Source organism: Pseudomonas sp. SBB6 (genome assembly GCF_024213215.1).
Taxonomy (GTDB): domain Bacteria; phylum Pseudomonadota; class Gammaproteobacteria; order Pseudomonadales; family Pseudomonadaceae; genus Aquipseudomonas; species Aquipseudomonas donghuensis.
Genome location: NZ_JANAVH010000001.1, coordinates 19,979 through 46,977, shown reverse-complemented (window position 1 = coordinate 46,977; position 26,999 = coordinate 19,979). Strand labels below are relative to the sequence as shown.

The 26,999-nt window shown below is 62.3% G+C and carries 25 protein-coding genes and 1 pseudogene; 14 read left to right on the top strand and 12 right to left on the bottom strand.

Translation table 11 applies throughout. The features are described 5' to 3' along the window. Positions 1-36: 36 nt before the first annotated feature. Genes znuB through zur form a run of 3 tightly spaced genes read right to left on the bottom strand, consistent with a single transcriptional unit; the run spans position 37 to position 2,073 of the window. On the bottom strand, positions 37-819 hold the full coding sequence (znuB, locus tag NLX68_RS00225) for a zinc ABC transporter permease subunit ZnuB (protein ID WP_254282025.1): 783 nt from the start codon (positions 817-819) through the stop codon (positions 37-39). Beyond that, positions 812-1,591: a zinc ABC transporter ATP-binding protein ZnuC gene (znuC, locus tag NLX68_RS00220; RefSeq protein ID WP_254282023.1), complete on the bottom strand. Its 780-nt coding sequence runs from the start codon at positions 1,589-1,591 to the stop codon at positions 812-814. Before znuC ends, znuB begins: the two co-directional genes overlap by 8 nt. Continuing rightward, positions 1,591-2,073, bottom strand: a complete 483-nt coding sequence (zur, locus tag NLX68_RS00215) for a zinc uptake transcriptional repressor Zur (RefSeq protein WP_010222627.1) — start codon at positions 2,071-2,073, stop codon at positions 1,591-1,593. Before zur ends, znuC begins: the two co-directional genes overlap by 1 nt. Positions 2,074-2,139: 66 nt before the next feature. Here zur and NLX68_RS00210 point away from each other — a divergent pair, with 66 nt between their 5' ends. Then, entirely contained in the window at positions 2,140-3,057 is a 918-nt protein-coding gene (locus NLX68_RS00210; protein WP_254282021.1) for a metal ABC transporter solute-binding protein, Zn/Mn family, read from the top strand. A gap of 74 nt (positions 3,058-3,131) precedes the next feature. Here NLX68_RS00210 and NLX68_RS00205 read toward each other — a convergent pair whose 3' ends face one another. Together NLX68_RS00205 and NLX68_RS00200 are read right to left on the bottom strand one after the other, a co-directional pair. Continuing rightward, a complete protein-coding gene (locus NLX68_RS00205; RefSeq protein ID WP_010222623.1) occupies positions 3,132-4,082 on the bottom strand; it encodes a homoserine kinase in 951 nt (316 codons plus the stop codon). Positions 4,083-4,146: 64 nt separating this feature from the next. Then, positions 4,147-4,434, bottom strand: a complete 288-nt coding sequence (locus tag NLX68_RS00200; RefSeq protein WP_010222622.1) for a DUF2782 domain-containing protein — start codon at positions 4,432-4,434, stop codon at positions 4,147-4,149. A gap of 74 nt (positions 4,435-4,508) precedes the next feature. Between NLX68_RS00200 and polA the strand changes: the two genes are divergently transcribed. Next, positions 4,509-7,271, top strand: coding sequence for a DNA polymerase I (polA, locus tag NLX68_RS00195; RefSeq protein ID WP_254282019.1), 2,763 nt, complete (start codon positions 4,509-4,511; stop codon positions 7,269-7,271). Between the two features lie 301 nt (positions 7,272-7,572). Here the strand turns inward: polA and yihA are convergent, their stop codons facing one another. Further along, the gene (gene yihA / locus NLX68_RS00190) at positions 7,573-8,205 is read right to left on the bottom strand and encodes a ribosome biogenesis GTP-binding protein YihA/YsxC (protein ID WP_010222620.1); all 633 of its coding nucleotides are present in this window, start codon (positions 8,203-8,205) and stop codon (positions 7,573-7,575) included. 193 nt (positions 8,206-8,398) lie between these two features. Here yihA and NLX68_RS00185 point away from each other — a divergent pair, with 193 nt between their 5' ends. The 7 genes from NLX68_RS00185 (at position 8,399) to NLX68_RS00155 (ending at position 15,611) form a co-directional block, all read left to right on the top strand. Continuing rightward, the gene (locus tag NLX68_RS00185; protein WP_130262208.1) at positions 8,399-8,701 is read left to right on the top strand and encodes a cytochrome c5 family protein; all 303 of its coding nucleotides are present in this window, start codon (positions 8,399-8,401) and stop codon (positions 8,699-8,701) included. A 33-nt stretch (positions 8,702-8,734) separates the two neighbouring features. Beyond that, a complete protein-coding gene (locus NLX68_RS00180; RefSeq protein ID WP_254282017.1) occupies positions 8,735-9,352 on the top strand; it encodes a cytochrome c in 618 nt (205 codons plus the stop codon). Between the two features lie 167 nt (positions 9,353-9,519). Then, positions 9,520-10,149 (top strand): thiol:disulfide interchange protein DsbA, encoded by a 630-nt coding sequence (gene dsbA, locus NLX68_RS00175; RefSeq protein ID WP_010222617.1) that lies wholly within the window; start codon positions 9,520-9,522, stop codon positions 10,147-10,149. A gap of 12 nt (positions 10,150-10,161) precedes the next feature. Continuing rightward, positions 10,162-11,016: an endonuclease/exonuclease/phosphatase family protein gene (locus NLX68_RS00170; RefSeq protein ID WP_254282015.1), complete on the top strand. Its 855-nt coding sequence runs from the start codon at positions 10,162-10,164 to the stop codon at positions 11,014-11,016. 27 nt (positions 11,017-11,043) lie between these two features. After that, positions 11,044-13,077, top strand: a complete 2,034-nt coding sequence (locus NLX68_RS00165) for a diguanylate cyclase (protein ID WP_254282013.1) — start codon at positions 11,044-11,046, stop codon at positions 13,075-13,077. 62 nt (positions 13,078-13,139) lie between these two features. Further along, positions 13,140-13,916, top strand: coding sequence for an N-acetylmuramoyl-L-alanine amidase (locus NLX68_RS00160; protein WP_254282012.1), 777 nt, complete (start codon positions 13,140-13,142; stop codon positions 13,914-13,916). A 75-nt stretch (positions 13,917-13,991) separates the two neighbouring features. Beyond that, on the top strand, positions 13,992-15,611 hold the full coding sequence (locus NLX68_RS00155) for an EAL domain-containing protein (protein WP_254282010.1): 1,620 nt from the start codon (positions 13,992-13,994) through the stop codon (positions 15,609-15,611). A 12-nt stretch (positions 15,612-15,623) separates the two neighbouring features. Here the strand turns inward: NLX68_RS00155 and NLX68_RS00150 are convergent, their stop codons facing one another. Both NLX68_RS00150 and algB read right to left on the bottom strand, forming a co-directional pair. After that, complete coding sequence (locus tag NLX68_RS00150) at positions 15,624-17,399, bottom strand: KinB sensor domain-containing domain (protein ID WP_254282008.1); 1,776 nt, start codon at positions 17,397-17,399, stop codon at positions 15,624-15,626. An 8-nt stretch (positions 17,400-17,407) separates the two neighbouring features. Next, positions 17,408-18,754, bottom strand: coding sequence for a sigma-54-dependent response regulator transcription factor AlgB (gene algB / locus NLX68_RS00145; RefSeq protein WP_254282006.1), 1,347 nt, complete (start codon positions 18,752-18,754; stop codon positions 17,408-17,410). A gap of 440 nt (positions 18,755-19,194) precedes the next feature. Between algB and NLX68_RS00140 the strand changes: the two genes are divergently transcribed. The 5 genes and pseudogenes from NLX68_RS00140 to NLX68_RS00120 all read left to right on the top strand — a co-directional run bounded on the left by NLX68_RS00140 (position 19,195) and on the right by NLX68_RS00120 (position 23,506). After that, positions 19,195-19,479: a hypothetical protein gene (locus NLX68_RS00140; RefSeq protein WP_254282001.1), complete on the top strand. Its 285-nt coding sequence runs from the start codon at positions 19,195-19,197 to the stop codon at positions 19,477-19,479. 45 nt (positions 19,480-19,524) lie between these two features. Next, positions 19,525-19,689 carry a DUF1328 domain-containing protein gene (locus tag NLX68_RS00135; protein WP_010222609.1) on the top strand — a complete coding sequence of 55 codons (165 nt, stop codon included), beginning with the start codon at positions 19,525-19,527 and terminating at the stop codon, positions 19,687-19,689. Positions 19,690-19,691: 2 nt separating this feature from the next. Further along, a pseudogene (locus NLX68_RS00130) lies at positions 19,692-20,008 on the top strand (Ivy family c-type lysozyme inhibitor). Between the two features lie 746 nt (positions 20,009-20,754). Beyond that, positions 20,755-22,086: a glutamate/aspartate:proton symporter GltP gene (gene gltP / locus NLX68_RS00125; protein WP_254282000.1), complete on the top strand. Its 1,332-nt coding sequence runs from the start codon at positions 20,755-20,757 to the stop codon at positions 22,084-22,086. A gap of 190 nt (positions 22,087-22,276) precedes the next feature. Then, positions 22,277-23,506: a nucleoside recognition domain-containing protein gene (locus NLX68_RS00120; protein ID WP_254281998.1), complete on the top strand. Its 1,230-nt coding sequence runs from the start codon at positions 22,277-22,279 to the stop codon at positions 23,504-23,506. Here NLX68_RS00120 and NLX68_RS00115 read toward each other — a convergent pair. The 4 genes from NLX68_RS00115 to NLX68_RS00100 are packed head-to-tail and all read right to left on the bottom strand — an operon-like array spanning position 23,488 to position 26,993. Then, positions 23,488-24,111, bottom strand: a complete 624-nt coding sequence (locus NLX68_RS00115) for an ABC-type transport auxiliary lipoprotein family protein (protein WP_115084432.1) — start codon at positions 24,109-24,111, stop codon at positions 23,488-23,490. The genes NLX68_RS00120 and NLX68_RS00115 overlap by 19 nt on opposite strands. Further along, a complete protein-coding gene (locus NLX68_RS00110) occupies positions 24,108-25,046 on the bottom strand; it encodes an MlaD family protein (protein ID WP_254281997.1) in 939 nt (312 codons plus the stop codon). Before NLX68_RS00110 ends, NLX68_RS00115 begins: the two co-directional genes overlap by 4 nt. 1 nt (position 25,047) lies before the next feature. Next, a complete protein-coding gene (locus tag NLX68_RS00105; RefSeq protein ID WP_254281996.1) occupies positions 25,048-25,851 on the bottom strand; it encodes an ATP-binding cassette domain-containing protein in 804 nt (267 codons plus the stop codon). Next, positions 25,848-26,993: an ABC transporter permease gene (locus NLX68_RS00100; RefSeq protein ID WP_254281995.1), complete on the bottom strand. Its 1,146-nt coding sequence runs from the start codon at positions 26,991-26,993 to the stop codon at positions 25,848-25,850. The genes NLX68_RS00105 and NLX68_RS00100 overlap by 4 nt, the downstream gene beginning before the upstream one ends. Between the last annotated feature and the right edge of the window lie 6 nt (positions 26,994-26,999).

The window sequence follows — 26,999 nt, the reverse complement described above, 5'->3', positions numbered from 1 at the left end:
CGCAGGGTGCAACCGCCGAGCCTGCACCCCACGCCTTCAGCGCCGGGGCAGTGCCAGGCTCAGCAAGAATAGCACTGCGGCGCAGACCACGATGGACGGCCCGGCCGGGGTGTCCTTGAACCACGACAGCGCCAGGCCGCCGCATACTGCGGTAACCCCCAGCAGGCTGGCGCCCAGGGCCATCTGTTCCGGCGAGCGGGCGTGACGTTGCGCCGCAGCGGCGGGAATGATCAGCAGCGAAGTGATCAGCAGCACGCCGACGATTTTCATCGCCACGGCGATCACCACGGCAATCAGCAACATCAGCGCCAGGCGCAGCGCAACGACAGGCAGGCCCTCGACCATGGCCAGCTCTTCATGCACGGTGACCGCCAGCAGCGGGCGCCACAGCGCCACCAGCAACAGCAGCACCGCAGCGCTGCCGCCGAGAATCCAGGCCAGATCCCCCGGGCTGATCGCCAGCAGGTCGCCGAACAGATACGCCATCAGGTCGATGCGCACATCGTGCATGAAGCTCAGTACAACCAGGCCGAGTGAAAGCGTACTGGGCGCAAGAATGCCCAGCAGGGTGTCGGAGGCCAGTGGCTGACGCTGCTGGAGGGTCACCAGCAGGATCGCCAGCAACAGGCAGCCGACGGTGACCGCCAAGGCCGGGCTGACATCCAGCACGAAACCCAGAGCAACACCGAGCAGCGCGGCATGGGACAGGGTATCGCCGAAATAGGCCATGCGCCGCCAGACCACGAAGGACCCCAGAGGGCCTGCAACCAATGCCAGCGCCAGACCTGCGAGCAGGGCGTAAAGCAGAAAATCAGCCATGCTTGCAGTGATCTCCATGAACGTGGCCGCCTTTGGCCGGGGCGACCACCGAACCGTGCAGGTCGTGGGCGTGGTCGTGATGGTGGTGATAGATCGCCAGGCTCGGCGCGTTGCTGCCGAACAGTTCGACAAAGGCCGGATCGCCGCTGACCTGCTCCGGGTGGCCGGAACAGCAGACGTGGCGGTTGAGGCAAACCACCTGATCGGTGGTGCTCATGACCAGGTGCAGGTCGTGGGAAACCATCAGCACGCCGCAGCCGTGGCGGTCGCGCAGGCGGGTGATCAGGCTGTACAGCTCGGACTGGCCCGCAACGTCGACGCCCTGCACCGGCTCATCGAGCACCAGCAGCTCGGGCTCGCGCAACAATGCACGGGCCAGCAGTACGCGCTGCATTTCGCCACCGGAAATACCCTGGATAGGGCTGTCGATGACGTGTTCGGCGCCGACTTCCTTGAGTGCCGACAAGGCCGCCGCGCGATCAACACCGGGCACCAGGCGCAAAAAGCGCAGCACCGAGAGAGGTAAGGTGGCATCGACCTGGAGCTTTTGCGGCATGTAGCCGATGCGCAACCGCGGTTTGCGCCAGACCGTGCCGGTATGCGGCTTGAGCAGGCCCAGCACGGCGCGCACCAGGGTGGTTTTGCCGGCACCATTGGGGCCGATCAGGGTGACGATCTGCCCGGGCTCCACGGCCAGGTCGATGCTGTCGAGCACCGCTTGCCCGGCGAAGCTCACGCCCACCTGTTCGAGGCGAATCAGCGCATTGCTCATCAGGCGCTCCGGCAGTTACTGCACAGGCCGACCACTTCGACCGTCTGTGCTTCGACGCTGAAACCGACGTCTTTGGCGCTGGCGACAATGGCGTCGCTGATGCTGCTCTGCTCAAGCTCGATGGCCACGTGGCATTCGCGGCAGATCAGGAACTGGCCCTGATGCGCGTGCTCGGGGTGGCTGCAGCCGATAAAGGCGTTGAGTGAGGCAATGCGGTGTACCAGGCTGTTTTCCAGAAGGAAGTCCAGCGCCCGGTAGACGGTGGGCGGCGCCGCCCGGCGGCCATCCTGCTCGCTCAGCACGGCGAGGATGTCGTAGGCACCCAGTGGCTTGTGGCTCTGCCATACCAGTTCCAGCACCCGCCGGCGCAAGGCGGTCAGGCGCACACCCTGGCGTGCGCACAGCGCATCGGCCTCGGCCAGGGCGCTGTGCACGCAATGGGAGTGGTCGTGGGGGCGGTTGGCCAACGGGGTTTTAGGCATGAGCGGCGACGGTTCTGGTTGGAGACGTTATTATGTTACCTGTTTCAGCCCCTGTGAGTGGTCATCGTGTCCCGAATTTTTGCCCTTTTTGTCGCTTTTACCGCCACCCTGGTGATGGCTCAGGCACAGGCCGAAGTGCGTGTGCTGACCAGTATCAAGCCCCTGCAGCAGATCGCTGCGGCGGTCCAGGACGGTGTCGGCACGCCTGGAGTGCTGCTGCCGCCAGGCGCTTCGCCGCACCATTACGCCCTGCGCCCTTCCGACGTACGGCGCGTGGGCGACGTCGAGCTGTTGTACTGGATTGGCCCGGACATGGAAGGCTTCCTGCCGCGGGTGCTCAAGACCCGCAGCAAGCCAAGCGTCGCCGTGCAGGACTTGCCGGGTCTGCATCTGCGCCACTTTGGCGAAGATAGCCACTCCCACGACGAAGATGGCGACGATCATGACCACGATCACCGCCCGGGCAGCCTCGATGCCCATCTGTGGCTGTCGTCGGTCAACGCCCGGGTGATTGCGGCGAAGATGGCGGCTGACCTGAGCGCTGCCGACCCGGCCAATGCCGTACGTTACCAGAGCAACCTCAAGACCTTTGGCGAGCGTATGGATGCGTTGGATGCGCGTCTGAAAAAGCGTATGGCAGGCATCAGCGGCAAGCCGTTCTTCGTCTTCCATGAAGCGTTTGACTACTTCGAGTCGGCCTATGGCCTGAAGCACACCGGGGTGTTCAGCGTGGCAGCGGAAGTACAGCCGGGTGCCCAGCACGTGGCGGCGATGCGCAAGCGTCTGCAGGAGGTGGGCAAGACCTGTGTGTTCAGTGAGCCGCCACTGCGCCCGCGCTTGGCCGAGACGCTGACGGCGGGGCTGCCGGTGACGCTGGCAGAGCTGGATGCGTTGGGCGGGACGGCGCCGGCCAGTGCCCGGGGGTATGAGCAGTTGCTGGAGACGCTGGGCAATGATCTGGCGGGGTGTCTGGAGAAGTTGTGACGCCCTGATCGCGGGGCAAGTCGCACCGCCGCTCCTACAGGAATGGTGTAGGAGCGGGTTTACCCCGCGATGCTTCAAATCGCAAACGGCAATGCAATCTCCACCTGCTGGCGCGCCGCCAGGCGCACTTCGAAGTCAGCCGGGTCGTGAATCAGTACGTCCATCCCGGCAAATGATTCAGCGGCGATCAAGCGCGACAACCAGAAGCGCACGCAAGCAATGCGCAGCATCACCGGCCACAGGTGTGCCTCCGCCGCGGTGAACGGCCGCAGCGCCGCATAAGCCCCCAGCAGCGCCCGCGCCCGCGGACCGTCGATGATCCCGGCGTCATCGCAGCACCAGTCGTTCAGGGTGATCGCCAGGTCGTAGAGCATCGGCCCCGAGCAGGCGTTGTAGAAGTCGATCAGGCCGGTCAGGTGGGTGCCTTCGAACAGCACGTTGTCGCGGAACAGGTCCGCGTGCAGGTTGGCCCGTGGCAGGGCCATGATCTGCGCCTTGTGCTCGACGATTTCGTCCAGGCACGCCTGCAGCAACTGGCGTTGCTCGGCATTCAGACGCGGCATCAGCTCGGCACCGGTTTCCAGCATCCAGTCCAGGCCGCGGTCGGTCTTGCGCTCCAGCACCCTGTCGCGGGTGGCCAGGTGCAGGTGCCCGAGCAGCTCACCCACTTGCACGCAGTGCTGGTTGTTGGCGGTCTTGATGTGCTTGCCCGGTAGCCGTGGCTGCAGCAGCGCAGGCTTGCCGGCCAGCTCGCGCAGGGCCACGCCGTCGTTGCCCCGCAAGGCGTAGGGCACCGGCAGGTCGGCCTCATGCAGCACATCGAGGAGCTCGATGAAGAACGGCAGGTCCTGGATCGGCCCGCGTTCGACCAGCGTCAGCACGTACTCCCCCTGTTCCAGACTGACAAAGAAGTTGCTGTTCTCGGTACCGGCGGCAATGCCCTGGAAGTCCCGCAGGCGGCCCAGGCCGTACGGTGCAAGAAAGGTTTCCAGCTCAGGCCGGGTCAGGGGGGTGAAGACTGACATGATCAAAAATTGCCCATACGGGCACTTCAGCAGGGAAGTGCCAGGTTGATGTAAAGGGTACGGCTTACCACTCGAAGATTTTCCACGACGGGATCAGCATGTCCGGTTGGTCGGAGCGGATGAAATTGCCCTCCGAGCCATCAGCGCGTACCAGGAAGTAAGGTTTGCCGTTTTTCGGGGTCACCTTGATTGCATACAGGAAGCCATTTTGCCGGTATTCCTGGATGGTTTTGTCGCCTTCCGTGCGAATGGTTACATCCGGATCAGCCGATGGCGCGTCATCCGCTGCCATTGTGACGACCGGAGTGACTGCCAACAGGCTGAGCAGCAACAGGCGATTTAGTGTACGCATGATAACCTTGTCCCTTTGTCGTCAATGTTCCGGACATTCTAGCGCCGGGCCCGTCGAAAAGGTTGATTCTGCTCATGAGCCAAGCTCCCCTCGTCCTGGTGGACGGTTCCTCGTACCTGTACCGCGCCTTTCACGCGCTGCCACCACTGACTACCTCCAAGGGCCTGCCGACCGGCGCGGTCAAGGGCGTGCTGAACATGCTCAAGAGCCTGCGCAAGCAGTATCCGGACAGCCTGTTCGCGGTGGTCTTCGACGCCAAGGGCGGCACCTTTCGCGACGAAATGTTCGCCGAGTACAAGGCCAACCGGCCGAGCATGCCCGACGACCTGCGGGTGCAGATCGAGCCGCTGCACGCCAGCGTGCGTGCCCTGGGCTACCCGCTGCTGTGTGTCGAAGGCGTGGAAGCCGACGACGTTATCGGCACGCTGGCCCGCAGCAGCGCCGCCGCCGGGCGTCCGGTGATCATCTCCACGGGCGACAAGGACATGGCGCAGTTGGTCGACGGCCACATTACGCTGGTCAACACCATGACCGGTAGCGTGCTCGACGTGGCTGGCGTACACGAGAAATTCGGCGTCGGTCCTGAACACATCATCGATTTCCTTGCCCTGATGGGCGACAAGGTCGACAACATCCCGGGCGTGCCGGGGGTGGGCGAAAAGACTGCGGTGGGCCTGCTGACCGGAATCGGCGGGGGCCTGAGCGACCTGTACCAGAACCTCGACAAGGTTCCGGCGCTGGCCATTCGCGGCGCCAAGACCCTGCCGGCGAAGCTTGAAGAGCACCGTGACGCGGCGTTCCTGTCCTATGAGCTGGCAACCATCAAGATCGACGTGCCGCTGGACGTTGAAGTCGATGCGCTGGTCTGCGGCGAGCCGGACCGTGACGCGCTGCTGGCGCTGTACACCGAAATGGAATTCAAGAGCTGGATCGACGAAGTTCAGCGCGATGCCAAGCGCGCTGGCCAGGAAGTCGCGGTCCAAGCGCCGCAGGAAGTGGTCGAGGCCCAGTACGAAACCATCCTCGACCAGGCCCGATTCGATGCCTGGCTGGAGAAGCTGCGCCAGGCACCGCTGTTCGCGTTCGACACCGAAACCACCGGCCTCGATGCCCAGCAGGCGCAACTGGTGGGTGTGTCGTTCGCCGTTCAGGCCCATGAAGGCGCTTACGTGCCGCTGACTCACTCCTACATGGGGGTGCCCGAGCAGCTCGATCGCGACAGCGTGTTGCTGGCGCTCAAGCCGTTGCTGGAAGACCCGACCAAGGTCAAGGTGGCGCAGAACGCCAAGTACGACATGAACATCCTGGCCAACTGCGCCATCGGTGGGGACTTTGCCAACGGCATCCAGATGCAGGGCGTGGCCTACGACACCATGCTCGAGTCCTACGTGCTCGACTCCACTGCCACCCGTCATGACATGGACAGCCTGGCGCTCAAGTACCTGAATCACACCACCATCGGCTTTACCGACATCGCCGGCAAAGGTGCCAAGCAGCTGACCTTCGACCAGATCACCCTGGAGCAGGCCGGCCCCTATGCCGCCGAAGACGCCGACGTCACCCTGCGCCTGCACCAGACCCTGCAGCAGAAGCTTGCGCTGATTCCGAGCCTGCAATCGGTGCTCGGCGACATCGAAATGCCGCTGGTGCCGGTGCTGGCCAAGATCGAGCGCCAGGGCGCGCTGGTCGATGCCAAGCTGCTGGGCGTGCAGAGCGTGGAGCTGGGCGAGAAGATGCTTGAGCTGGAGCGCCAGGCGTTCGAGATCGCCGGTGAGGAGTTCAACCTCGGTTCGCCCAAGCAGTTGGGCGTGATCCTCTACGACAAGCTGGGCATGCCAGTGCTCAACAAGACCGCCAAGGGCCAGGCTTCCACCGCCGAAGCGGTGCTGGCGGAACTGGCCGACATGGACTTCCCGCTGCCCAAGGTGCTGATGCAGTACCGCTCCCTGAGCAAGCTCAAGAGCACCTACACCGATCGCCTGCCGGAACAGATCAACCCGCGCACCGGGCGGATCCACACCTCCTACCATCAGGCGGTGGCGGCGACCGGACGCCTGTCGTCCAGCGACCCGAACCTGCAGAACATTCCGATCCGCACCGCCGAAGGCCGGCGCATCCGTCAGGCCTTTGTCGCCGCACCGGGCTACCAACTGCTGGCGGCGGACTATTCGCAGATCGAGCTGCGGATCATGGCCCACCTGGCCCAGGACGAAGGCCTGCTGCACGCCTTTCGCAACGACCTGGACGTGCACCGCGCCACCGCTGCCGAAGTGTTCGGCGTTGAGCTGGAACAGGTCACTACCGACCAGCGGCGTAGCGCCAAGGCCATCAACTTCGGCTTGATCTACGGCATGAGCGCCTTTGGCCTGGCCAAGCAGATCGGCGTCGATCGCAAACAGTCCCAGGCCTACATCGATCGTTACTTCGCCCGCTACCCAGGCGTACTGGCCTACATGGAGCGCACCCGCGCCCAGGCTGCCGAGCAAGGCTATGTCGAGACCCTGTTTGGCCGGCGCTTGTACCTGCCGGAGATCAACGCCAAGAACCCGGCCCTGCGCAAAGGCGCCGAGCGCACTGCAATCAACGCGCCGATGCAGGGCACTGCAGCCGATATCATCAAGCGCGCCATGGTCGCTGTGGACAACTGGCTGACCGCTTCGGGCCTGGATGCCCGGGTGATCCTCCAGGTACACGACGAACTGGTGCTGGAGGTGCGCGAAGACCTGGTCGAGCAGGTGCGTGAGCAAATTCGTCCACACATGAGCGGTGCTGCTCAGTTGGATGTTCCGCTGCTGGTTGAGGTCGGAGTGGGGGCAAATTGGGACGAAGCGCACTAAAAATGCGCTGAAATTCGGGGAAAAGCTGCGGCATATCGTCGCGGCTTTTTGATGGCCTGCTGCGGCTATTGCCGGAAATTTCCCATCTATCGCAAATAGTTTTTAAACGCCCGGAACTAAACCGGTGAACGGCGACTCAGAGTATCTGAATGGCTGGTGAAGCCCTTCGATGCTCCTATGTTGTGTTAAGTGTTGGCAGATCTCTGGACCCCGCCCTAGCGGTCCGGAACTTGAACCCCGAACTTCCCCCTCCCCATACGAAGTCCGGGGTTTTTTTTGCCCGGCGTTTACCGGGCGGCCCTTATTCCGCGGGCTTGTCCGGCAGTTCCATCCAGCGTGCCAGCACCCCGTAGGCCTCTTCCAGGCCCTGGCGCTTGGGTGCCGAGAACAGTTGGATCGAGACGCTGTCGCCCCACCCTTTGCGAATTTCCGCCTGCACTTTGAGCAAGGTGTTCTTGGCTGCTCCGAAGGTCAGCTTGTCGGCCTTGGTCAGCAGGATGTGCATCGGCATGCCCGAGGCGCGCGACCAGTCGAGCATCATCATGTCGAAGTCGGTCATCGGATGGCGCACGTCCATCATCAGGATCAAGCCCTTCAAGGCCTCGCGGCTGCCCAGGTAGGCCTCCAGGTGGCGCTGCCAGTGCTGCTTGAGCGGGATGGGCACCTTGGCATAACCGTAGCCTGGCAAGTCGACCAAACGCCGTTCATCGTCCAGACTGAAGAAGTTCAGCAGCTGGGTGCGCCCCGGGGTTTTCGAGGTCCGCGCCAGGCTGGCGTGGGTCAGGGTGTTCAGGGCGCTGGACTTGCCAGCGTTGGAGCGGCCGGCAAAGGCCACTTCATAGCCCTGATCGGGCGGACACTGGTCGACCTTGGCAGCACTGATGGCGAATTTGGCCTGTTGGCAGAGGCCGAGGATGGGGTTTTTGACTTGCATGGGATATCCGGTGTGGGCGTTGCCAGAGGCGGGCTCGGCAAGCGGTGTCGTTTCCGTTTCAGTAACGGGAGTATATAATGCCCCAGATTTTGTGTGCGCATTATCCCAGCGTAGGAGGATGTGCACGGGGGCATCGGATTCAAGCTTGCGCATTAGAACGCAGTGCAGCCCCCAACCCTGAAAGGTCGTTCGCATGACGAAATGGCTGCTTGTTGTCGGTGTCTTGATACCGTTATTCAGCGCTCAGGCTACACAGGATCCCGAGGCGTTGTACAACCGCACGTGTGCGGCTTGTCATGCCGGGCAGCTGCCACAGGCACCGAAAGCGGGTGATCGTGCGGCTTGGGAGCCAAGACTGGCGAAGGGTATGGAGATGCTGGTGGTGCATGTCACCCAGGGTTTCAAGGCTATGCCAATGCGTGGATTGTGCATGGACTGCAGTGCCGAGGACTACCAGGCAATCATCCAGTGGATGAGCCGGAGTCCCGATACATAACTCTTTCACCCTTAGCCGTAGTTGGATTAGCTGATGAACAAACTACTCGTGAGTCTGCTGTTGACCTTGGGCATCACCGGTGCAGCCAATGCCGCAGAGCCTATCAAAGGGGATGCCGCTGCTGGTCAGGCCAAAACTGCTGTATGTGGCGCTTGTCACAATCCGGACGGCAATAGCCTGGCGCCGAACTTCCCGAAACTTGCAGGCCAGGGTGAGAAGTACCTGGAAAAACAATTGCACGACATCAAGTCGGGCAAGCGCACCGTGCTGGAGATGACCGGCATGCTGGCCGCTTTCAGCGATCAGGACCTGGCGGATATCGCCGCCTACTTCTCCAGTCAGAAAGGCAGCGTCGGTGCCGCTGATCCGAAACTGGTCGAACGTGGCCGCGCGCTGTTCAACGGCGGTGACGTCGAAAAAGGCCTGCCGGCCTGCACCGGCTGCCACTCGCCTAATGGCGCTGGCATTGCCCTGGCCGGCTTCCCGCACCTGGGTGGCCAGCACTCCACCTACGTGGCCAAACAGCTGACCGACTTCCGCGAAGGCAACCGTACCAACGATGGCGACGCCACCACCATGCGCACCATCGCTGCCAAGTTGAGCAACAAGGACATCGAAGCGCTGTCCAGCTACATCCAGGGTCTGCATTGATCCGCGCTTTAACGCTGGGTTAATACTGCGGCGCAAAGATGAAAAGGGTGGCTTCGGCTGCCCTTTTTTGTGCCCGCTACCGTTACACTAACGAACTCGGGCCTGCCTCGACCTGTCCTATGACCGGTCGCGTCAAGGCGACTCAATAGACTGCTCAGGAGTAAAGCATGCGTAATCTGATTCTCGGCGCCGCGCTGGTCACTGCCAGCCTCTTCGGCATGACGGCCCAGGCCGCCGAACCGGTAGCCTCTGACCAGTATACCGAGCTGAGCAACCCGGTTCCGGTGTCGGTACCTGGCAAGATCGAAGTGGTCGAGCTGTTCTGGTACGGCTGCCCGCACTGCTATAGCTTCGAACCGGTGGTCAATCCATGGGTCGAAAAGCTGCCGAAGGACGTCAACTTCAAGCGCGTACCGGCCATGTTCGGCGGCCCTTGGGATGCCCACGGCCAGATGTTCCTGACGCTCGAGGCCATGGGTGTTGAGCACAAAGTTCATGCTGCAGTGTTCGAAGCCATTCAGGTTCAGCGCAAGCGCCTGACCAAGCCGGAAGAAATGGCCGACTTCCTTGCGACCCAAGGCGTCGACAAGGACAAGTTCCTCTCCACCTTCAACTCCTTCGCCATCAAGGGCCAGGTCAACCAGGCGCGCGAACTGGCCAAGAAGTACGAGATCACCGGCGTACCGAGCATGGTCGTCAACGGCAAGTACCGCTTCGACCTTGGCACCGCCAAGGGGCCGCAAGGCGTGTTGAACGTTGCTGACTACCTGATCGCCAAGGAGCGCGCCGCTAAGTAAGCGGCGCCAGCCATGCGCCGCTGGAGAACCGAGCGTGGCGTTGGCCTGCATGATCCGCAGGTCAACGAACATCACCTGCAGGCCAACGGCCTGCCAGATGACGGCCGGCTGCGGCTGCTCAGTTTCAACATCCAGGTTGGCATCAGCACCGAGCGTTACCGCCATTACCTGACCCGTGGCTGGCAGCACCTGCTGCCGCACACCGGACGGGCCGGCAACCTGCAGAAGATCGGCGACCTGCTCGCCGACTTCGACCTGGTTGCCTTGCAGGAGGCCGATGGCGGCAGCTTGCGTTCGGGCTACATCAACCAGGTCGAGCATCTGGCTCAGCTTGGCGCCTTCCCTTACTGGTATCAGCAGCTCAACCGCAACCTCGGGCGTCTGGCCCAGCACAGCAATGGTGTGCTCAGCCGCCTGAAGCCGCACCTGCTCGAAGATCACCCGTTGCCCGGCCCGGCTGGCCGCGGGGCGATCCTGGTGCGTTTCGGTGAAGGTGAAGACGCACTGGTCGTGGTGATGATGCACCTGGCATTGGGTTCCAAGACCCGCGCCCGGCAGCTTGCCTACATTCGCGAACTGATTGGCGGCTACCGCCACCAGGTGCTGATGGGTGACATGAACACCCATGCCCGCGACCTGCTCGAACATTCGCCGCTACGCGATCTGGGCCTGATTGCACCCCAGGTTCAAGCCACCTTCCCCAGTTGGCGACCGCAGCGCTGCCTTGATCATATTCTGCTCAGCCCGAGCCTGACCCTGGAGCGGGTCGAGGTTCTGGCCCAGCCTATTTCCGATCATCTTCCGGTCGCAGTTGAGATTCGTTTGCCTGATGCCCTTGCTGTGGATACGCTGCCCGCTTTGAGCTAATTGCCATTACCCTCTGCGGACCCAGGCATGACCGACGAAGCCCAGCGCTGGAAAGAAAAATACCTCAAGAGTATCGAACAGCAAGAGAAGCTGGAGCGCCGTTGGGAGGCTCGTCTCGACCTGTTGCGCCGTGGTCTTGTGCGCAGCACCCTGGCTGCTGAAGGCAGCGACCGGGCGGTGGACCAGTGCATGAAGGAAATGCGCGAGGTGATCCGCACCGACAACATGGACGCCGCACTCGCCGGTCTGATTCCACGCCTGGAAAAGGCCGTGCTCGACTCCGAGCAGCGCCGGGCAACCCGTGTCGTCCAGGTCACCACCGCCCTCAACGCGTTGGTCAGCCAGTTGCAGACCCTGCCGTTGCCCAGCGAAGTCAGCCGTCCGCTGAAAAAATTTGCCAAGCAGGTCGAGGCCCGCGCTAGCCATTCTCGGGAAATGCCCCTGCTGCTGGGCGAGTTGAGCGGGCTGCAGAGCCAGGCGCTGTCGGCATTGGAGCGGCCTGAAGAGGCGCAGCGGCCTGGTTTGTTGCAGCGCCTGTTCGGTGGTCGGGAAGCAGAAGCAGAAGCAGAAGCCATGCAGCCGGCGCTCACAGGAACAGCAGCGGCTGTAGCTGAGGCCAGAGAGCAGCCTGCGCCCATGCTGCACGCTGTTGCCGAGACGGCAGCGCATGAACTCGCCGATGTCGATGAGCTTCAGCCCTTGCCGACGGCTCAAGCGATTGGGCCCGAGACGTTCGAGCCTGCAAGGGTCGAGGCTGACGTTATCGAAGTACCGCCGCTTGCACCTGCACCCGAGCCTGAGCCGGTTGCAGAGCTGCCAACAGCGCCTGCAACTGCCGCCGAGCCAGCAGCGCCGGTCGAGCCCGACGCTCTGGGCTCTGAGCAGGATGTCCTGGCGTTACTCGAACACAGCCCCGACGAGCCGCAGGTTGACCGGCCAGAAGCCGAGCCTCTTGAAGCCGGGCCTCTGGACGACGAGCAAGCCCACTACGCCCTGCCCGACGGCACCGAGCCCACCTACAGCTCAGTCGCCGACCATATTGAAGACACCCTGCTCGGCTTGCTCGACGACCTGACCCTGCCCGAACGCCACAAGGCCCAGGCGCAGTCCATGCGCGAACGCCTGGAGCACGGCCTGAACTGGTACGAACTGCTGCCGGTGCTGGATGATCTGGCCGTGCTGATGCTGGCAATCAACGACAGCGGCCAGCACGAGTTCGAAGTCTACCTGCAGCAACTCAATGAGCGTCTGGAGTCGTTCCAGAGCCACCTACACGAAGCCAGCGAAGGCCATGCCGACAACACCTCGGCGGCGCGCGACCTCGACAGCCAGTTGCGTGAGCAGGTCGACGGTTTGCAAAGCAGTGTGCAGGGCGCTGCCGACCTGGGCAGTCTCAAGCACATTCTGGAAAACCGCCTTGAAGGCTTGCTCGGCACCATGGACGAGCACCAGCAGCAGCGTGACCAGCGCGAACAGGACATGGCCAACCGCCTGCAAGGCCTGGCCGAGCGGGTGGCAAGCATGGAGCAGGAAGCCCTGGGCTACCGCGAGCACCTTGAGGAGCAGCGCCAGAAAGCCCTCATCGACCCCCTCACCGGCTTGCCCAATCGCGCTGCCTGGTCAGAGCGGGTCGATCAGGAAGTGCTGGAATGGCAGGAGAACGGCGGCCATCTATTGATGGCGATTCTCGATCTCGACCACTTCAAGCGTATCAATGACAGTTACGGCCACCTGGCAGGCGATAAAGTGCTGAAGATAGTCGCCAGCGTACTGCGCAAACGCCTGCGCAGTCGTGATTTCATCGCCCGCTTCGGTGGTGAGGAGTTTGTTCTGCTGATCCCGCAGACGGCCATGCCTGCTGGTTGCCAGTTGGCGGAAACCCTGCGCGCGGCCATCGAGGCCTGCCCTTTCCACTTCAAGGGCGAGCGGGTGACCATTACCCTGTCCATTGGCATCAGTGCATTTCGCAGCGGTGAACGTAGCGAGGTGGTGCTCAAACGCGCGGACGAGGCGCTGTACCGGGCGAAACATCTTGGTCGAAATCGTGTTGAACAGGGCTGAGTGGCAATAGCGAGGATACGTTAAGCTTACGCTTTGCAATTTCTCACCACAGTGCCCTCTCCATGAAAGCGTTTTTCACTGCCCTCCTGCTGCTGACGCTGGCAGGTTGCGCCACCGGCTTGCGAATCGATCGCAGCCATACTTCGGTCAACCAGGATGAACGTATTCAGTTCGTCGTCCTGCACTACACCAACGCTTCGCTCGAGCGTTCGCTGAATTTGCTGACCCATGGCGAGGTCAGCAGCCATTACCTGATCGGCGACTCACCGGCGACCGTCTATCAACTGGTCGACGAGAGCCGCCGCGCCTGGCATGCCGGCGACAGTCAGTGGGATGGCCGCACCTGGCTCAACTCCACCTCCATCGGCATCGAGATCGTCAACCCGGGCTTTACCGATACGCCAACCGGCCGGGTCTGGCACCCGTATACCGAGGCGCAGGTGCAGGCGCTGATCGTCCTGCTCAAGGACATCGTCAAGCGCAACAACATCAAGCCCCGCTACATCATCGGCCACAGCGATATCGCGCCGCTGCGCAAACTCGACCCCGGGCCGATGTTCCCCTGGAAGCGCCTGGCGGACGCAGGTCTTGGGGTATGGCCGAATGCACAAGCTGTGGCTCAGCAGCAGGCATACTTCAGCGTCAACCCGCCGAGCATCACTTGGTACCAGCAGCAGTTGAAGCGCTTTGGCTACGCCATCGAGCAGACTGGCGAGTACGATGTCAGCACCAAACATGTGCTGGCGGCTTTTCAGATGCGCTTTCGTCCGCAGCGGTTCGATGGCGTGCCGGATGCCCAGACGGCCGCCATGTTGCAGGTGCTCAACAGCCGTCGTTGACAACCACTGCCCAACGGGCAGGCTGACTTGATTGGCAGTTGCTATACCTCTTGGTATTCAACTGGATAATTCTTGATGTCAGCTGCCCTCTCCGTGTTGCGCCACCTGCTCTATCGTCCCTGGTTACTGGCCACACTCGCGGCTACGGCCAGCGCGATCCTGCTGCTCATGGCCAGTGTGGGCGTGACCATGCATCAGCTGCAGCAAAACGAAATCGAGCAGATGAACGCCAAGGGCGAGCGCTTTCTCGCGCGCCTGGAGCAGATCTTCGGCCAGCTGCGCGAAGGCGTCGACCAGCTTCAGTTGCAACCGTTGCGAGGTTGCGATGCCCGCATGCTGGCGGCCTTGCAGCAGGTCGCCTTCCGTTATCGTTTCGTCTATGAGGCCGCTTACGTCGATGGCAATGTCGCCTGTTCCAATCGTGTTGGCGAGCGCACCATCAGTCCACTGCGTCCTGCCGATATCCAGGGGCCGACCTACAGCTACTGGCTCAACACCACCACCGAACCCGATGACAACCTGGCGGCGCTGATGCTTGGCCGTGGCAAGTTTCTGGTGGCCACTTCCCGCGGGCACATAACCGACGTGGTTGATCTGCCGCCGGAAGGCAGCCTGTTGGTGGTGCTCGACAACGGCACACGAGCGGTACCGGTGCTTGGCCCGCCGCAGGTCTGGCCGCCGTCTGCCGATTGGCCGCCCACTTCCAGTGGTTCGCTGCTGGAGCTGCCTGATCGGCTGATTTACCGCATGCCGACCAAGTCACCGGATTATCAGCTGGTGCTGATCGCGCCACGGGCCAGCATGCCGCTGAAGATGAGCGGGATTCTCTGGCTGCTGTTCCCGGGCAGTCTGGTATTGGCCTGGTGCATTGGCTGGTTGGTGTTACAACTGATTCGACAACGTAGCTCGATGAGTGTGGAGCTTCAGGGGGCGCTGCGTCGTGGCGAGCTGCAGGTGCTCTACCAGCCAATTTTCGAGCTCACCAGCCGCCGCTGTGTCGGTGCCGAAGCCCTGGTGCGCTGGCGTCGCTCGGATGGCACGTTGACCAGCCCGGAGCTGTTCATCCCGCTGGCGGAGAACACCGGGCAGATCCGCCAGATCACCGATTTCGTCCTGCAGCGGGTACTGGAGCAACTGGGCCAACTGCTGCGCGCCAATCGCCAGCTGTACATCTCAGTGAACCTTGCCGCGTGCGATGTCATGGTGCCGAGGATCGGCCGGGTGGCGGCGCGCTTGCTGGCCCTGCATCATGTGGCGGCCAGCCAGATAGCCTTCGAGGTCACCGAGCGCGGGCTGATCGATGTGGTGGTGGCCCGCGATAACCTGCAAGCCTTGCGCGCTGTAGGGCATCAGGTACTGATCGATGATTTCGGCACCGGCTATTGCAGCCTGGCCTACCTGCAAACCCTGCCGGTCGATTGTCTGAAAATCGACAAGGCCTTTATCGACGCCCTGGGCCATGACGCGGCCAGCAGCGGGGTGGCGCCGCACATCATCCGCATGGCCCACGCTCTGCAGTTGCGGGTTATTGCCGAGGGCATCGAGTACGAAGACCAGGCGCTGTTGCTTAACAGTGAAGGGGTCAATTACGGCCAGGGTTGGCTGTTTGCCCATCCGCTCAATGCCCGGCAGTTCATCGAGCTGATCACCCGTGGCCGCCGCCTCGGGCCACGCCGCATCGACGATGAGGCTTGAGCCGCGGTTGCTTCAGACCGGCAAGGCCATATAGAACTGCGTGCCCTGACCGGGCCGTGAATACACGCCCATGCGTCCGCCATGCAGCTGGATGATTTCCTTGCACAGCGCCAGCCCAAGGCCGGCCCCGCCCTTCTTGCGTCCGACCTGGACGAAAGGTTCGAAGATCCTGCCCTGCTGGCCATAGGCGATGCCTTCACCGTTGTCTTCGATGCTGATGATCACCCGTTCGGCGTGGCGGCGTGCGTGCAAGCGGATGCGACCGCCAGTCGACGTATGGCGCACAGCATTGTCGAGCAGGTTGTCCAGGACCCGGTCCAGTTGCGCGGGATCAACCTGGATATGCGGCAAGGGGGCGGTGAGCTCGACCTGTAGCTCGATCTGTTTGTCATTTGCTACGGCCGCGAAGCGCTGACAAGCACGATTCAGGAGCTCGTCGATAGCACAGGGGGCCAGTTCAAGCTTCTGCAGGCCACTCTGGTAACGGGAGAAGTTCAGCAGGTCATTGATCAGCTGGTTCAGGCGCTGCATTTCTTCACTGATGGTCTCGGACAGGTCAGCTTCCCGCGAACCAGGGGCAACGCTCAGGCGTTCACGCAGCAGGCCGAAGGCCATATGCATGCCGGTCACTGGCGTGCGCAGTTCATGGGAGGCGCGCAGCACGAACTCGCTGCGCACCCGTTCGAACGCCCGTTGCTCGGTGACATCGTGCAGCACCATCACCGCGCCGAGGATTTGCCCTTGTGGGTGGCATACCGGTGTCAGGCTGTAGGAGAGCAGCCGGGCTTCTTCATCTATTTCCAGGCTGAGGTCGTCAGGCACCCGGTCCAGGGTGCCGCCGCGCAGTACCAGACGCAGTTGCTCGTCCAGCTCGGGGCGTTGCAGGGCATCGCCAAGGCCGGTGCCCAGACGGGCGTCTTCCCAGCCCAACTGGCGCTGGGCGACCGGGTTAAGGTGCTCCAGATGGCCTTGGCGATCGATGATCAGCAAGCCGTCGTCAATGCTGTCGAGCACCGCTTGCAGGCGCTGTTGGCCGGCCAACACTTCGTCGATATTGGTCGCCTGATGTTCGCGCAGGGCTTCGGCCATCAGGCCAAAGCGACGGGTCAGCTGGTTCAGCTCCAAGGCGTGGGACACCGGCAAGGTGACGTCGAAGTTACCCTGGCCAATCTGGTCGGCAGCCTTGGCCAGCGCTTCGATCGGCTGGCCGACCCGGCGGGCGATGCCATGCGCGGTGACAAAACCGAGAATCAATACTGCCAGGCCCACCAGGCCCAACAAGCCACCAATCAGCAGGGCGCGGTCATGGGCTTGCTGTTCGCTTTCGTTAATGTGTTGCAACGCGCGTCGGTGCGATTCGACCAGGTCGGCCCGCAATAGATTGAAGGCGTACCCCAGCGGCTGGCCTGCGCCAAGGTTTTGCGACGGTGAGCTGCTACTGCGATAGGCTTGCAGGAACGCTTGATAATCGATGCTGGCCTTGGCAAAGCCCTGCTCGCCAGGGCTGTCATCGTCATGGTTGACGCCCTCCTCCAGCAATTGCTGGAACTGGCGTTGCAACGCTTCGAGAGCCGGTTTGTCCAGGGTATCGTCAAGCAGCAGGGACAGTTGTTCGCCCAGGTTTTGCCGCAGTTTCAGGCCCAGGTCGAGGGTCAGCGCGTTTTCCCGCACCAGCGCCTGTTGCGCGCTGGCCATCTGCAGCACGCTGGCCAGGCCCAGCAGCACGCCTAACAGCGCAACGGTGATCAGCGCCGAAATGCTGAGGAAAAGCCGCGTGCGCAGTTTCATCGCCAGTTTCATAAGTTGTACTGCTTGCGCTTGCGGTACAGGGTCGAGGCATCAATACCCAGGGTCTTGGCGGCCTGGTCGAGGGTTTCGCTGGTGGCCAGCACCGCGCCGATATGGGCACGTTCCAGTTCATCCAGGCTGAGCGCCGCGCCAATGCGCGGGGCGTTGCTGGCCGGTTGTTCGGCCATGCCCAGGTGGCTGATCTCGACGCGCTCCTGAGCACAGATGATGCTGGCTCGTTCGACCACGTTGCGCAGTTCACGAATATTGCCTGGCCAGCGGTAGTTGAGCAGCGCGGCGCGGGCTTCGTCGCTGAACACCCGTGCCGGGCGCGAGTATTCCTTGACGAAGCGGGCGAGGAAGCGATCGGCCAGGGTGAGGATGTCTTCGCTGCGTTCGCGAAGCGGTGGCAGGTGCAGGGTGATGACGTTCAGACGGTACAGCAGGTCTTCACGGAAGCGTCCTTCGCGGACCATATCCTCGAGGTTGAGGTTGGTCGCGGCCAGGATTCGCACATCGGCGCGGCGGGTGACGGGATCGCCGACGCGTTCGTATTCCTTGTCCTGGATAAAACGCAGCAGTTTGGGTTGCAGGGTCAGCGGGAAATCGCCGATTTCGTCGAGGAACAAGGTACCGCCGTCGGCCTGGTTGACCCGGCCCAGGGTGCTTTCGCTGGCGCCGGTAAAGGCACCGCGGCTGTGGCCGAACAACTCGCTTTCCATCAGTTCGGCGGTCAGCGATGGGCAGTTGATGGTGACGCAGGCCTTGCGTGCACGCTTGCTCCAGCTGTGAATGGCGCGGGCCAGCTCGCCTTTACCGGTACCGGACTCACCGAGAATGAGGATGTTGGCGTCGGTGCTGGCAACCTGGCGGGCGGTTTCCAGCACCACCATCATGGCCGGGCTGTGCGAGTCGAGGCCGTCCTTGGGTTTGCGTACTTCACCTTCCAGCGCTTCAAGACGCGCCGACAGCTGGCGCACTTCCAGTTGCTTGGCGGTGGCCAGACGCAGCTGGTCCGGGCTGCAGGGCTTGACCAGGTAATCGGCGGCGCCGGCCCGGATCGCGTCAACGGCAGTGTCAACCGCCGAATGCGCAGTGACGATCACCACGCGCATCCACGGCGCTTGAATACGCATTTGCGCCAGTACATCCAAACCATTGTCTTCGCCCAGGCGCAGGTCGAGGAAACACAGATCGAAGACTTGCCGTTGCAACAGGGTTTCGGCCTGCGTCGCGCTGTTGGCGGTGGCAACGCTGTAGCCTTCATCTTCAAGACAGTAACGGAAGGTTCGCAGGATGGCGGACTCATCGTCGACCAGCAGAATACGGCCTTGATGCTCCTGGGCTGGCTCCATTTCCTACGCTCCTTTAAGAATGATCTAGGTTAGTGTCGGAAAAATCGGGCAAGTTGCATGGTTCATTCTGATTCATTCCGTTACCTGCATGGTAGTGCCTCCCCCAGCACTTATCTAACCCACTGAAAAATCGGCGATTGCTTGCCGGGAAGGCGCTGTTGCGAGCTTCCTGCTGCTGCCGTTGGCCAGCAGCGCCGAAGCCAAGGCGCTCTGGTTGCCGATCCGCAGCTCAGCGACGCCTGGATCAACGACAAGGTGCAGGGCTGATCATGCAAAACGCACGAACGCTTTAGCCCGATCGTGCAGGATACGTTTCGGGTGATAACGATAAGTTTGCTTAGCTATATGATTTTTAAAGATAAAAAATCATTTAAAGGGCTGGCATGCAGACTGCAATGACTCCATCAAGTCAGCAATAAACGCAGCAGGAGGAGCACGGTATGACCCGCCACCCCGCCACCCTAATGCAGGTTTCTTCGCTTCAACTGCGCCAGGGTCTGTTCTTCAGCCTGGCGTTGCTGCTGACCCTGATTGCCGGGCAGCTCTATAACAGTTGGGAAACCGCGCGCAGTGCCGAGCAACTGGCTGCCCAGGCGGCAATGGTGGCGCAGGTTCAGGCTCAACGCTCGGTTGCACCGCTGCAGGCCCGGGTCGCACTGTCTTCGCCGGTGACCACTCCAGCCGTTGTTGACACCGCTGCCCCACGTGATCGCTGGGTGTTCTGAGCGAACGCCCAAGGACCTCTTCGAAAAACAGCAAGGAGAATCACCATGTTGAGTTGGGCCATCACCTTCCTGATTATCGCCATTGTCGCTGCCGTGCTGGGCTTCGGTGGTATCGCCGGCGCCGCTACTGGTATCGCGAAGATTCTGTTCATTATCTTCCTGGTGCTGTTCGTGGTGTCCTTCTTCTTTGGTCGCCGCGGTAGGGGCTGAGTATGAGCACAGCGCTAGGCAGAGCCCTGGTTGCCGTCCTGATGATGGGTGGCAGCGCAGCGGCAATGGCGGCCAATGACGGCCAGGTTCGGGCCACCAGATTCTTGGCTCGGACCCTGAATGAGTCCTCAACCTGAGGGGTACCTCCGAGCAACAGATGTCGGCGGTTGAGGAAGAGGGCGATAAGTATCTGGTCGGGCCGTTGTGCGAGTCCGGGCAGAAGTGCCTGAACCAACGCCTGATCGTTGCCTTCAGGTGGGACGAAGGCATGCAAGCCCTGCTCAAGGAGCCACTCAAGCGTGATCCGAACGGGTACTGAGGCGCTGCTCACACCTTGGTACATATATAGAAGCTGAACCTTTTTCCATTTCAGGCTTCTATGCTGCGCCGCCCGAGGAAGGCAGGTGCATGACCAGGGGGCCGGGCTGCTCTGATTGTTTCAGGATCGGAGGGGCCTAGGGGTACAGGGAGTACCTCCGATGAGGGCCGGGTCAGGTGAAGCGGTAGCGGAAGTTGCGGGTCGGACAACTGCCTTCAGGCAGAGGTGTCCGACCGGACGTCCGTAGCACTCTTTGAGGTAATCGCCTTTCCCTCGCAACAAATTCGTTTTTCCTACCGAAGCTGTCGACGCATATTTTTGCCCGACCGTACATCGATATTTTTTCACCCCTGCGCCCTACCGAAGTCTCAGCAATTTCATGCATTCGGATTGTCGAACAAGGGCGTTTGACCCGCAGGTGGATACCTCTATATCTGCCGGATTATGGCGCTTTGGCCATCGTCGGAATTCCGAACGGTAGGCGAATGACCCATTGTGACGTATGTTTTGGCCGATAAACCTCATGCCGATTCGGCATGGGGTAGTCGTTTACGGCATTAGACGGAGCCCCCCCACGTCGGAATAGTTGCGCCTTTTTTCGCTGGCTTGAGCGTTACTACGCTCGCTTGCGGTGACCTTTTACGATGTCATCGGCAGATAACAAAAACGATGCGGATCGCTGGCAATGGCTCTGGGTCGCGGTTATCCGTCTGGTGGCCGTTTCCACCTGAAGAAAAGGTAACGACATGAAGAAGGCAAAGCTAAGCCTCGCCTGGCAGATCCTCATCGGTCTGGTACTGGGGATTGCAATCGGCGCTTTACTGAACCATTTCAGTGCAGAAAAGGCATGGTGGATCAGCAACGTCTTGCAACCTGCGGGTGACATCTTCATTCGCCTGATCAAGATGATCGTCATCCCGATCGTGATTTCGTCGCTGATCGTGGGGATCGCCGGGGTTGGCGACGCGAAAAAACTCGGCAGTATCGGCCTCAAGACCATTATCTATTTCGAGGTGGTGACCACTATCGCCATCGTCGTCGGTCTGGTGCTGGCCAACCTGTTCCACCCGGGCACCGGCATCGACATGAGCACCCTGGGTACCGTCGATATCTCCAAGTACCAGGCTACGGCGGCCGAAGTTCAGCATGAGCATGCGTTCATCGAGACCATCCTCAACCTGATCCCGTCGAACATCTTTGCAGCGCTGATGCGCGGTGAGATGCTGCCGATCATTTTCTTCTCGGTGCTGTTCGGCCTGGGCCTGTCGAGCCTGCAGGCAGAGATCCGCGACCCGCTGGTGAAAACCTTCCAGGGCGTCTCCGAAGCCATGTTCAAGGTCACTCACATGATCATGAACTACGCGCCAATCGGTGTGTTCGCGCTGATCGCCGTGACCGTCGCCAACTTCGGCTTCGCCTCGCTGCTGCCGCTGGCCAAGCTGGTACTGCTGGTGTACTTCGCCATCGCCTTCTTCGCCTTCATGGTCCTTGGCCTGATCGCCCGCCTGTTCGGCTTCTCGGTGATCAAGCTGATGCGCATCTTCAAGGACGAACTGGTCCTGGCCTACTCCACCGCCAGCTCCGAGACCGTGCTGCCGCGCGTGATCGAGAAGATGGAAGCCTACGGTGCGCCGAAAGCCATCTGCAGCTTCGTGGTACCGACCGGCTACTCGTTCAACCTTGACGGTTCGACCCTGTACCAGAGCATCGCGGCAATCTTCATCGCCCAGCTGTACGGCATCGACCTGTCGCTGAGCCAGCAGCTGCTGCTGGTGCTGACCCTGATGGTCACCTCCAAAGGCATCGCCGGTGTACCGGGCGTGTCCTTCGTGGTCCTGCTGGCCACCCTGGGCAGCGTTGGCATCCCGCTGGAAGGCCTGGCCTTCATCGCCGGTGTCGACCGCATCATGGACATGGCCCGTACCGCCCTGAACGTGATCGGCAACGCCCTGGCGGTCCTGGTTATCGCGCGTTGGGAAGGCATGTACGACGACGCCAAGGGTCAGCGCTACTGGAACTCGCTGCCGCACTGGCGCAGCAAGGAAGCCGTACCGGCTGGCAAGCCTGCCAGCAAGTAAGCGCTAACCGGCTGCACGAAAAGCCCCGACCTGGTCGGGGCTTTTTTGTTGGCCCTATCGCGGGTCAAGCCCGCCCCTGCAGTGTGGGAGCGGGCTTGACCCGCGATGGAGACGGCGCCTGAGTCGACGTTTATGGCGCGAAGCCAACCCGGCCCGCTATCATTTGCGCCATCTTTGGGGGGAACAACGGATGCTCAACGGCCTTTGGCTTGGTTTTTTCATTGTCGCCGCCGTCTCGGCGCTGACACAATGGTTGGTGGGCGGTAACGCCGGGATCTTTGCGGCAATGGTCGAAAGCATCTTTGCCATGGCCAAGCTCTCGGTCGAGGTCATGGTCCTGCTGTTCGGCACCCTGACCCTGTGGCTGGGCTTTTTGAAGATTGCCGAAAAGGCCGGCGTGGTCGAGTGGCTGGCCAAGGTCCTCGGCCCGTTGTTCGCCCGGCTGATGCCGGAAGTCCCGCCCGGCCATCCGGCCCTGGGCCTGATTACCCTCAACTTCGCCGCCAACGGCCTGGGCCTGGACAACGCCGCTACGCCCATCGGCCTCAAGGCCATGCGCGCACTGCAGGAACTCAACCCCAGCTCCACGACCGCCAGCAACGCGCAGATCCTCTTCCTGGTGCTCAATGCTTCCTCGCTGACCCTGCTGCCGGTGACCATCTTCATGTACCGCGCCCAGCAAGGGGCAATGGACCCGACCCTGGTGTTCCTGCCGATCCTGCTCGCCACCAGCGCCTCGACCCTGGTCGGCCTGTTGTCGGTGGCGGTGATGCAGCGACTTCGGCTATGGGACCCGGTGGTGCTGGCTTACCTGATCCCGGGCGCCCTGCTGCTGGGCGGATTCATGGCGTTTCTCGGCACCCTGTCGGCCACCGCGCTGGCGAGCCTGTCATCGATTCTCGGCAACCTGACGTTGTTCGGCCTGATCATCCTGTTTTTGGTGATCGGTGCGCTGAAGCGGGTGAAGGTCTATGAAACCTTCGTGGAAGGCGCCAAGGAGGGCTTTGACGTCGCCAAGAGCCTGTTGCCCTATCTGGTTGCCATGCTCTGCGCCGTCGGCGTGCTGCGCGCCTCAGGGGCTCTGGAGCTGGCCCTGGATGGCATCCGCCATGCGGTCGAGTGGCTGGGTTGGGATACCCGCTTCGTCGAAGGCCTGCCGACGGCGATGGTCAAACCGTTCTCCGGCAGCGCAGCACGGGCGATGCTGATCGAAACCATGCAGACCCACGGCGTGGACAGCTTCCCGGCCCTGGTGGCAGCCACCATCCAGGGCAGCACCGAAACCACCTTCTACGTGCTGGCAGTGTACTTCGGCGCCGTCGGCATCCAGCGCGCCCGCCATGCAGTAGGCTGTGCGTTGCTGGCGGAGCTGGCCGGGGTGGTCGCGGCGATCTTCGTCTGCTACTGGTTCTTCGCCTGAAGCTGACCGGCCTGGACTACCGTCCAGTCGACCAGTTGCTTCATCAACTGGTCGCTGGCCGTGCCAAAGCTGCTGACCACCGCTGAAACCTGCTTGTCGCTCACTGGCTGGCGCACCTCAAAGCGCCGGCTGGCGAGGATGCGCTGGCTGCGGCCCTGCACCAGGCGCGCGTCGTAGCGGATCACCACCGCCAGGCCATCGGCGCTGTACTCGCTCTGGAAGGCCTGCAGTTCACCGGCAATTTCATAATCGCTTTGCAGGTTGCTGTCGTCGGCGCTGAGGCGCTGCACCCGGCCGTCACGCTGGAAGGCATCGAGCATGCGATTGCGCAGCAACGTCGGCGCCGGGTCGCTCCAGCGTGCACCCTTGTAGCTGCTGATCAGGTCGCCTTGCGGCACCACGGCGATACGCGGGCTGTTCAGGACATCGCTGGCGATCGGCTTGTTCACCCGCAGCGACCACAACGTGCTGTGCGGCACAGTCCGGGTGCTTTGCGCCGAAGGTAGGCGGTAGATGTCGGCAGGTTCGGCCTGGGGCAGGATCGAGCAGGCGCTGCTCAGGCTCAGCGCAGTGGCCAGGACGAGGTAGCGGCAGGTATGGCTCATGGCTCGAACTCCTTGTTTTTGTCACGGCCCAGCAGGTAGCCGCTGGGGTTGGCTTCCAGGCGCTGGGAGATACCTTTGAGCGAGGTCAGGGTATCGCGCAGCTCGCGGATTGCCGGCGCCAGTTGATTGAAACCCTGAGCGCCGCCGTCGATGGCTTCGCGGTTGTCATTGAGCAGGCTGTTGATGGTCGCGGTGCTTTGCGCCAGCGACTGCATGGCTTGCTCTGCGCTGCCGAACATCTGCTTGCCCTGGTTGCTGAGCAGGCCGTTGGCGTTGCGCATCAGTTCGCTGGTCTGCTCGAGCATGACCCCGGCCTGCTTGCCGACCTGGGCCAGTTGCTGGATGGCCTCGCGGATGTCGCCACGCTGGTCGTTGAAAGCCCCGGTGGTCTGCTCGAGGTTGTTCAGGGTGTTGCTCAGGCGGGCGACGTTGTCCTGGGAGAACAACGCGTTGGCGTTATGCACCAGGGCGTTGATGTTGGTCATCAGGTCGCTGCCGTCATCCAGCAAGCGGGCAATCGGCGACGGCGAGGCGATGATCACGGGCAGCTTGCCATCCTTGCCCTTGAGCTCCGGGCTTTGCGGTGTACCACCGCTGAGCTGGATGAACGAGGTGCCGGTGATGCCGGTGAGGGTCAGTTTGGCCTGAGTGTCCTCCTTGATGGGTGTATCGGCGCTCAGGCGTACCTGGGCCAGTACCCGGCGTGGATCATTGGGGTCAAGGCGCAGGCTGGTGACGTCGCCGACCTTGATGCCGCTGTACTGCACCGAACTGCCCCGGGACAACCCGGAAACGGCTTCGTTGAATACCACTTCGTAGTCCTTGAAGGTGCTGTCGACGCTGGACTTGGTCAGCCACAGGCCGAACAGCATGGCGCCAGCCACCACCAGTACGGTAACCAGGCCGATCAGGACATGATGTGCACGGGTTTCCATCTCAGAGCTCCTTGGGCGCTGTAGCGGCCTGGTACGCCGCGCGGCCACGCGGGCCATGAAAGTAGTCGTGAATCCAGGCGTCGTCGGTGTCTTCGACCTGGGCAATGGGTCCGGCCACCAGCACCTTCTTTTGCGACAGCACGGCGACGCGGTCGGTGATGGTGTAGAGGGTGTCCAGGTCGTGGGTGATCAGGAACACGCTCAGGCCCAGGGCGTCGCGCAGGGTCAGGATGAGCTGGTCGAAGGCCGCCGCGCCAATCGGATCGAGGCCGGCAGTGGGTTCGTCGAGAAACAGGATGTCCGGGTCCAGGGCCAGCGCCCGGGCCAGCGCCGCGCGCTTGATCATCCCGCCGGACAGCGACGACGGATATTTGTCTGCCGCGGAAATCGGCAACCCGGCCAGGGCCAGCTTGACCCCGGCCAGGTGCTCGGCATCTGCGCGGCTCAGGCCCGCGTGCTCGATCAGCGGCAAGGCGACGTTCTCGGTGACGGTCAGCGAGGAGAACAATGCGCCCTTCTGGAACAGCACGCCGAACCGCCGCTCGACCCGCGAACGCTGCTCGCCGCTGGCGCTGCTCAGGTCCTGGCCGAACACCCGCACCTGGCCTTCATTGGGCCGGCGCAGGCCGACGATGCTGCGCAGCAACACCGACTTGCCACTGCCCGATCCGCCGACCACGGCGAGGATCTCGCCGCGGTACAGGTCCAGGTCGAGTTGCTCGTGCACACGCTGGGTGCCGAAGCGGTTGCAGATGCCACGGGCTTCGATCACCGCCTTGCGGGTGTTGCTGTTGGCTTCGTTCACCAGCCCATCTCCATGAAGAACAGCGCTGCCACGGCATCCAGAACGATTACCACGAAGATCGACTGCACCACGCTGGAGGTGGTGTGGGCGCCGACCGATTCGGCGCTGCCGCTGACCTTGAAGCCTTCCAGGCAACCGATGGCGGCGATCAAAAACGCAAAGAACGGTGCTTTGACCAGCCCGACCAGAAAGTGCTGCACGCCAATATCGCTTTGCAGCAGCGACAGGAACATCGCCGGCGAGATACCCAGCGACAGCGCGCAGACCACCGCCCCGCCGATAATGCCGCAGAGCATGGCGACAAAGGTCAGCAACGGCAGCGCGATCAGCAGCGCCAGCACCCGTGGCACCACCAGCAGTTCCACCGGATCGAGGCCCAGGGTGCGGATGGCATCGATCTCTTCATTGGCTTTCATCGAGCCGATTTGCGCGGTAAAGGCACTGGCGGTGCGTCCGGCCATCAGAATCGCGGTCAGCAGCACGCCGAACTCCCGCAGGAACGAGAATGCCACCAGGTCGACGGTAAAGATGCTGGCACCAAAGCTGGCCAGTACCGTGGCGCCGAGAAAGGCCACCACCGCACCCACCAGGAAGGTCAGCAAGGCGACGATGGGCGCGGCGTCCAGGCCGGTCTGTTCGATATGCGCAACCACCGAGGTAACCCGCCAGCGCTTGGGCTGGAACAGGCGCAGGAACAGGGTTTGCAGGATCAGGCCGACGAAGCCGAGGATCTGCTGGGTGTCTTGCCACAGGGTGTCGACCGCACGGCCGATACGGCTGAGCAGTTGAATCAGCACCGAGCGTTCGGTCTGTTTTTCCGGGATACAGAAGTCCTGCACCGAGCAATACACGGTCTTGAGCAATGCCTGGCTGGCTGCGGGCAGGTGCGTGGCGGTTTCGGTCAGCCGCGCCAGGCGCTCGGCGCCGAGCAGCTCGACCAGCACCGCCGCTCCGGCGGTGTCCAGTTTGCCGAGCTGGTCGAGGTCGACTTCGGTGGATGGATCGTACTGGCCCACCAGGCTGTCGCTGCTGCGCTTGAGGCTGGCGTAGTTGGCCAGGGTCCAGTCACCGGCGATGCGCAGCCGTGGCGGGCTGCTTGCAGTATCCAGGGTGGCGCTAGCGTGTGTAGTCATAGGCTCCATGCAGTC

Excerpts from the sequence above, each read along its gene's own strand:
- polA (WP_254282019.1), top strand. The coding sequence starts at position 4,509 with ATGAGCCAAGCTCCCCTCGTCCTGGTGGACGGTTCCTCGTACCTGTAC.
- znuC (WP_254282023.1), bottom strand. The coding sequence starts at position 1,591 with ATGAGCAATGCGCTGATTCGCCTCGAACAGGTGGGCGTGAGCTTCGCC.
- NLX68_RS00165 (WP_254282013.1), top strand. The coding sequence starts at position 11,044 with ATGACCGACGAAGCCCAGCGCTGGAAAGAAAAATACCTCAAGAGTATC.
- NLX68_RS00100 (WP_254281995.1), bottom strand. The coding sequence starts at position 26,993 with ATGGAGCCTATGACTACACACGCTAGCGCCACCCTGGATACTGCAAGC.
- NLX68_RS00180 (WP_254282017.1), top strand. The coding sequence starts at position 8,735 with ATGAACAAACTACTCGTGAGTCTGCTGTTGACCTTGGGCATCACCGGT.
- NLX68_RS00140 (WP_254282001.1), top strand. The coding sequence starts at position 19,195 with ATGACCCGCCACCCCGCCACCCTAATGCAGGTTTCTTCGCTTCAACTG.
- NLX68_RS00200 (WP_010222622.1), bottom strand. The coding sequence starts at position 4,434 with ATGCGTACACTAAATCGCCTGTTGCTGCTCAGCCTGTTGGCAGTCACT.
- algB (WP_254282006.1), bottom strand. The coding sequence starts at position 18,754 with ATGGAGCCAGCCCAGGAGCATCAAGGCCGTATTCTGCTGGTCGACGAT.
- yihA (WP_010222620.1), bottom strand. The coding sequence starts at position 8,205 with ATGCAAGTCAAAAACCCCATCCTCGGCCTCTGCCAACAGGCCAAATTC.
- NLX68_RS00155 (WP_254282010.1), top strand. The coding sequence starts at position 13,992 with ATGTCAGCTGCCCTCTCCGTGTTGCGCCACCTGCTCTATCGTCCCTGG.
- NLX68_RS00135 (WP_010222609.1), top strand. The coding sequence starts at position 19,525 with ATGTTGAGTTGGGCCATCACCTTCCTGATTATCGCCATTGTCGCTGCC.
- NLX68_RS00115 (WP_115084432.1), bottom strand. The coding sequence starts at position 24,111 with ATGAGCCATACCTGCCGCTACCTCGTCCTGGCCACTGCGCTGAGCCTG.
- NLX68_RS00150 (WP_254282008.1), bottom strand. The coding sequence starts at position 17,399 with ATGAAACTGCGCACGCGGCTTTTCCTCAGCATTTCGGCGCTGATCACC.
- znuB (WP_254282025.1), bottom strand. The coding sequence starts at position 819 with ATGGCTGATTTTCTGCTTTACGCCCTGCTCGCAGGTCTGGCGCTGGCA.
- gltP (WP_254282000.1), top strand. The coding sequence starts at position 20,755 with ATGAAGAAGGCAAAGCTAAGCCTCGCCTGGCAGATCCTCATCGGTCTG.
- NLX68_RS00160 (WP_254282012.1), top strand. The coding sequence starts at position 13,140 with ATGAAAGCGTTTTTCACTGCCCTCCTGCTGCTGACGCTGGCAGGTTGC.
- dsbA (WP_010222617.1), top strand. The coding sequence starts at position 9,520 with ATGCGTAATCTGATTCTCGGCGCCGCGCTGGTCACTGCCAGCCTCTTC.
- NLX68_RS00120 (WP_254281998.1), top strand. The coding sequence starts at position 22,277 with ATGCTCAACGGCCTTTGGCTTGGTTTTTTCATTGTCGCCGCCGTCTCG.
- NLX68_RS00185 (WP_130262208.1), top strand. The coding sequence starts at position 8,399 with ATGACGAAATGGCTGCTTGTTGTCGGTGTCTTGATACCGTTATTCAGC.
- NLX68_RS00110 (WP_254281997.1), bottom strand. The coding sequence starts at position 25,046 with ATGGAAACCCGTGCACATCATGTCCTGATCGGCCTGGTTACCGTACTG.
- zur (WP_010222627.1), bottom strand. The coding sequence starts at position 2,073 with ATGCCTAAAACCCCGTTGGCCAACCGCCCCCACGACCACTCCCATTGC.
- NLX68_RS00205 (WP_010222623.1), bottom strand. The coding sequence starts at position 4,082 with ATGTCAGTCTTCACCCCCCTGACCCGGCCTGAGCTGGAAACCTTTCTT.
- NLX68_RS00170 (WP_254282015.1), top strand. The coding sequence starts at position 10,162 with ATGCGCCGCTGGAGAACCGAGCGTGGCGTTGGCCTGCATGATCCGCAG.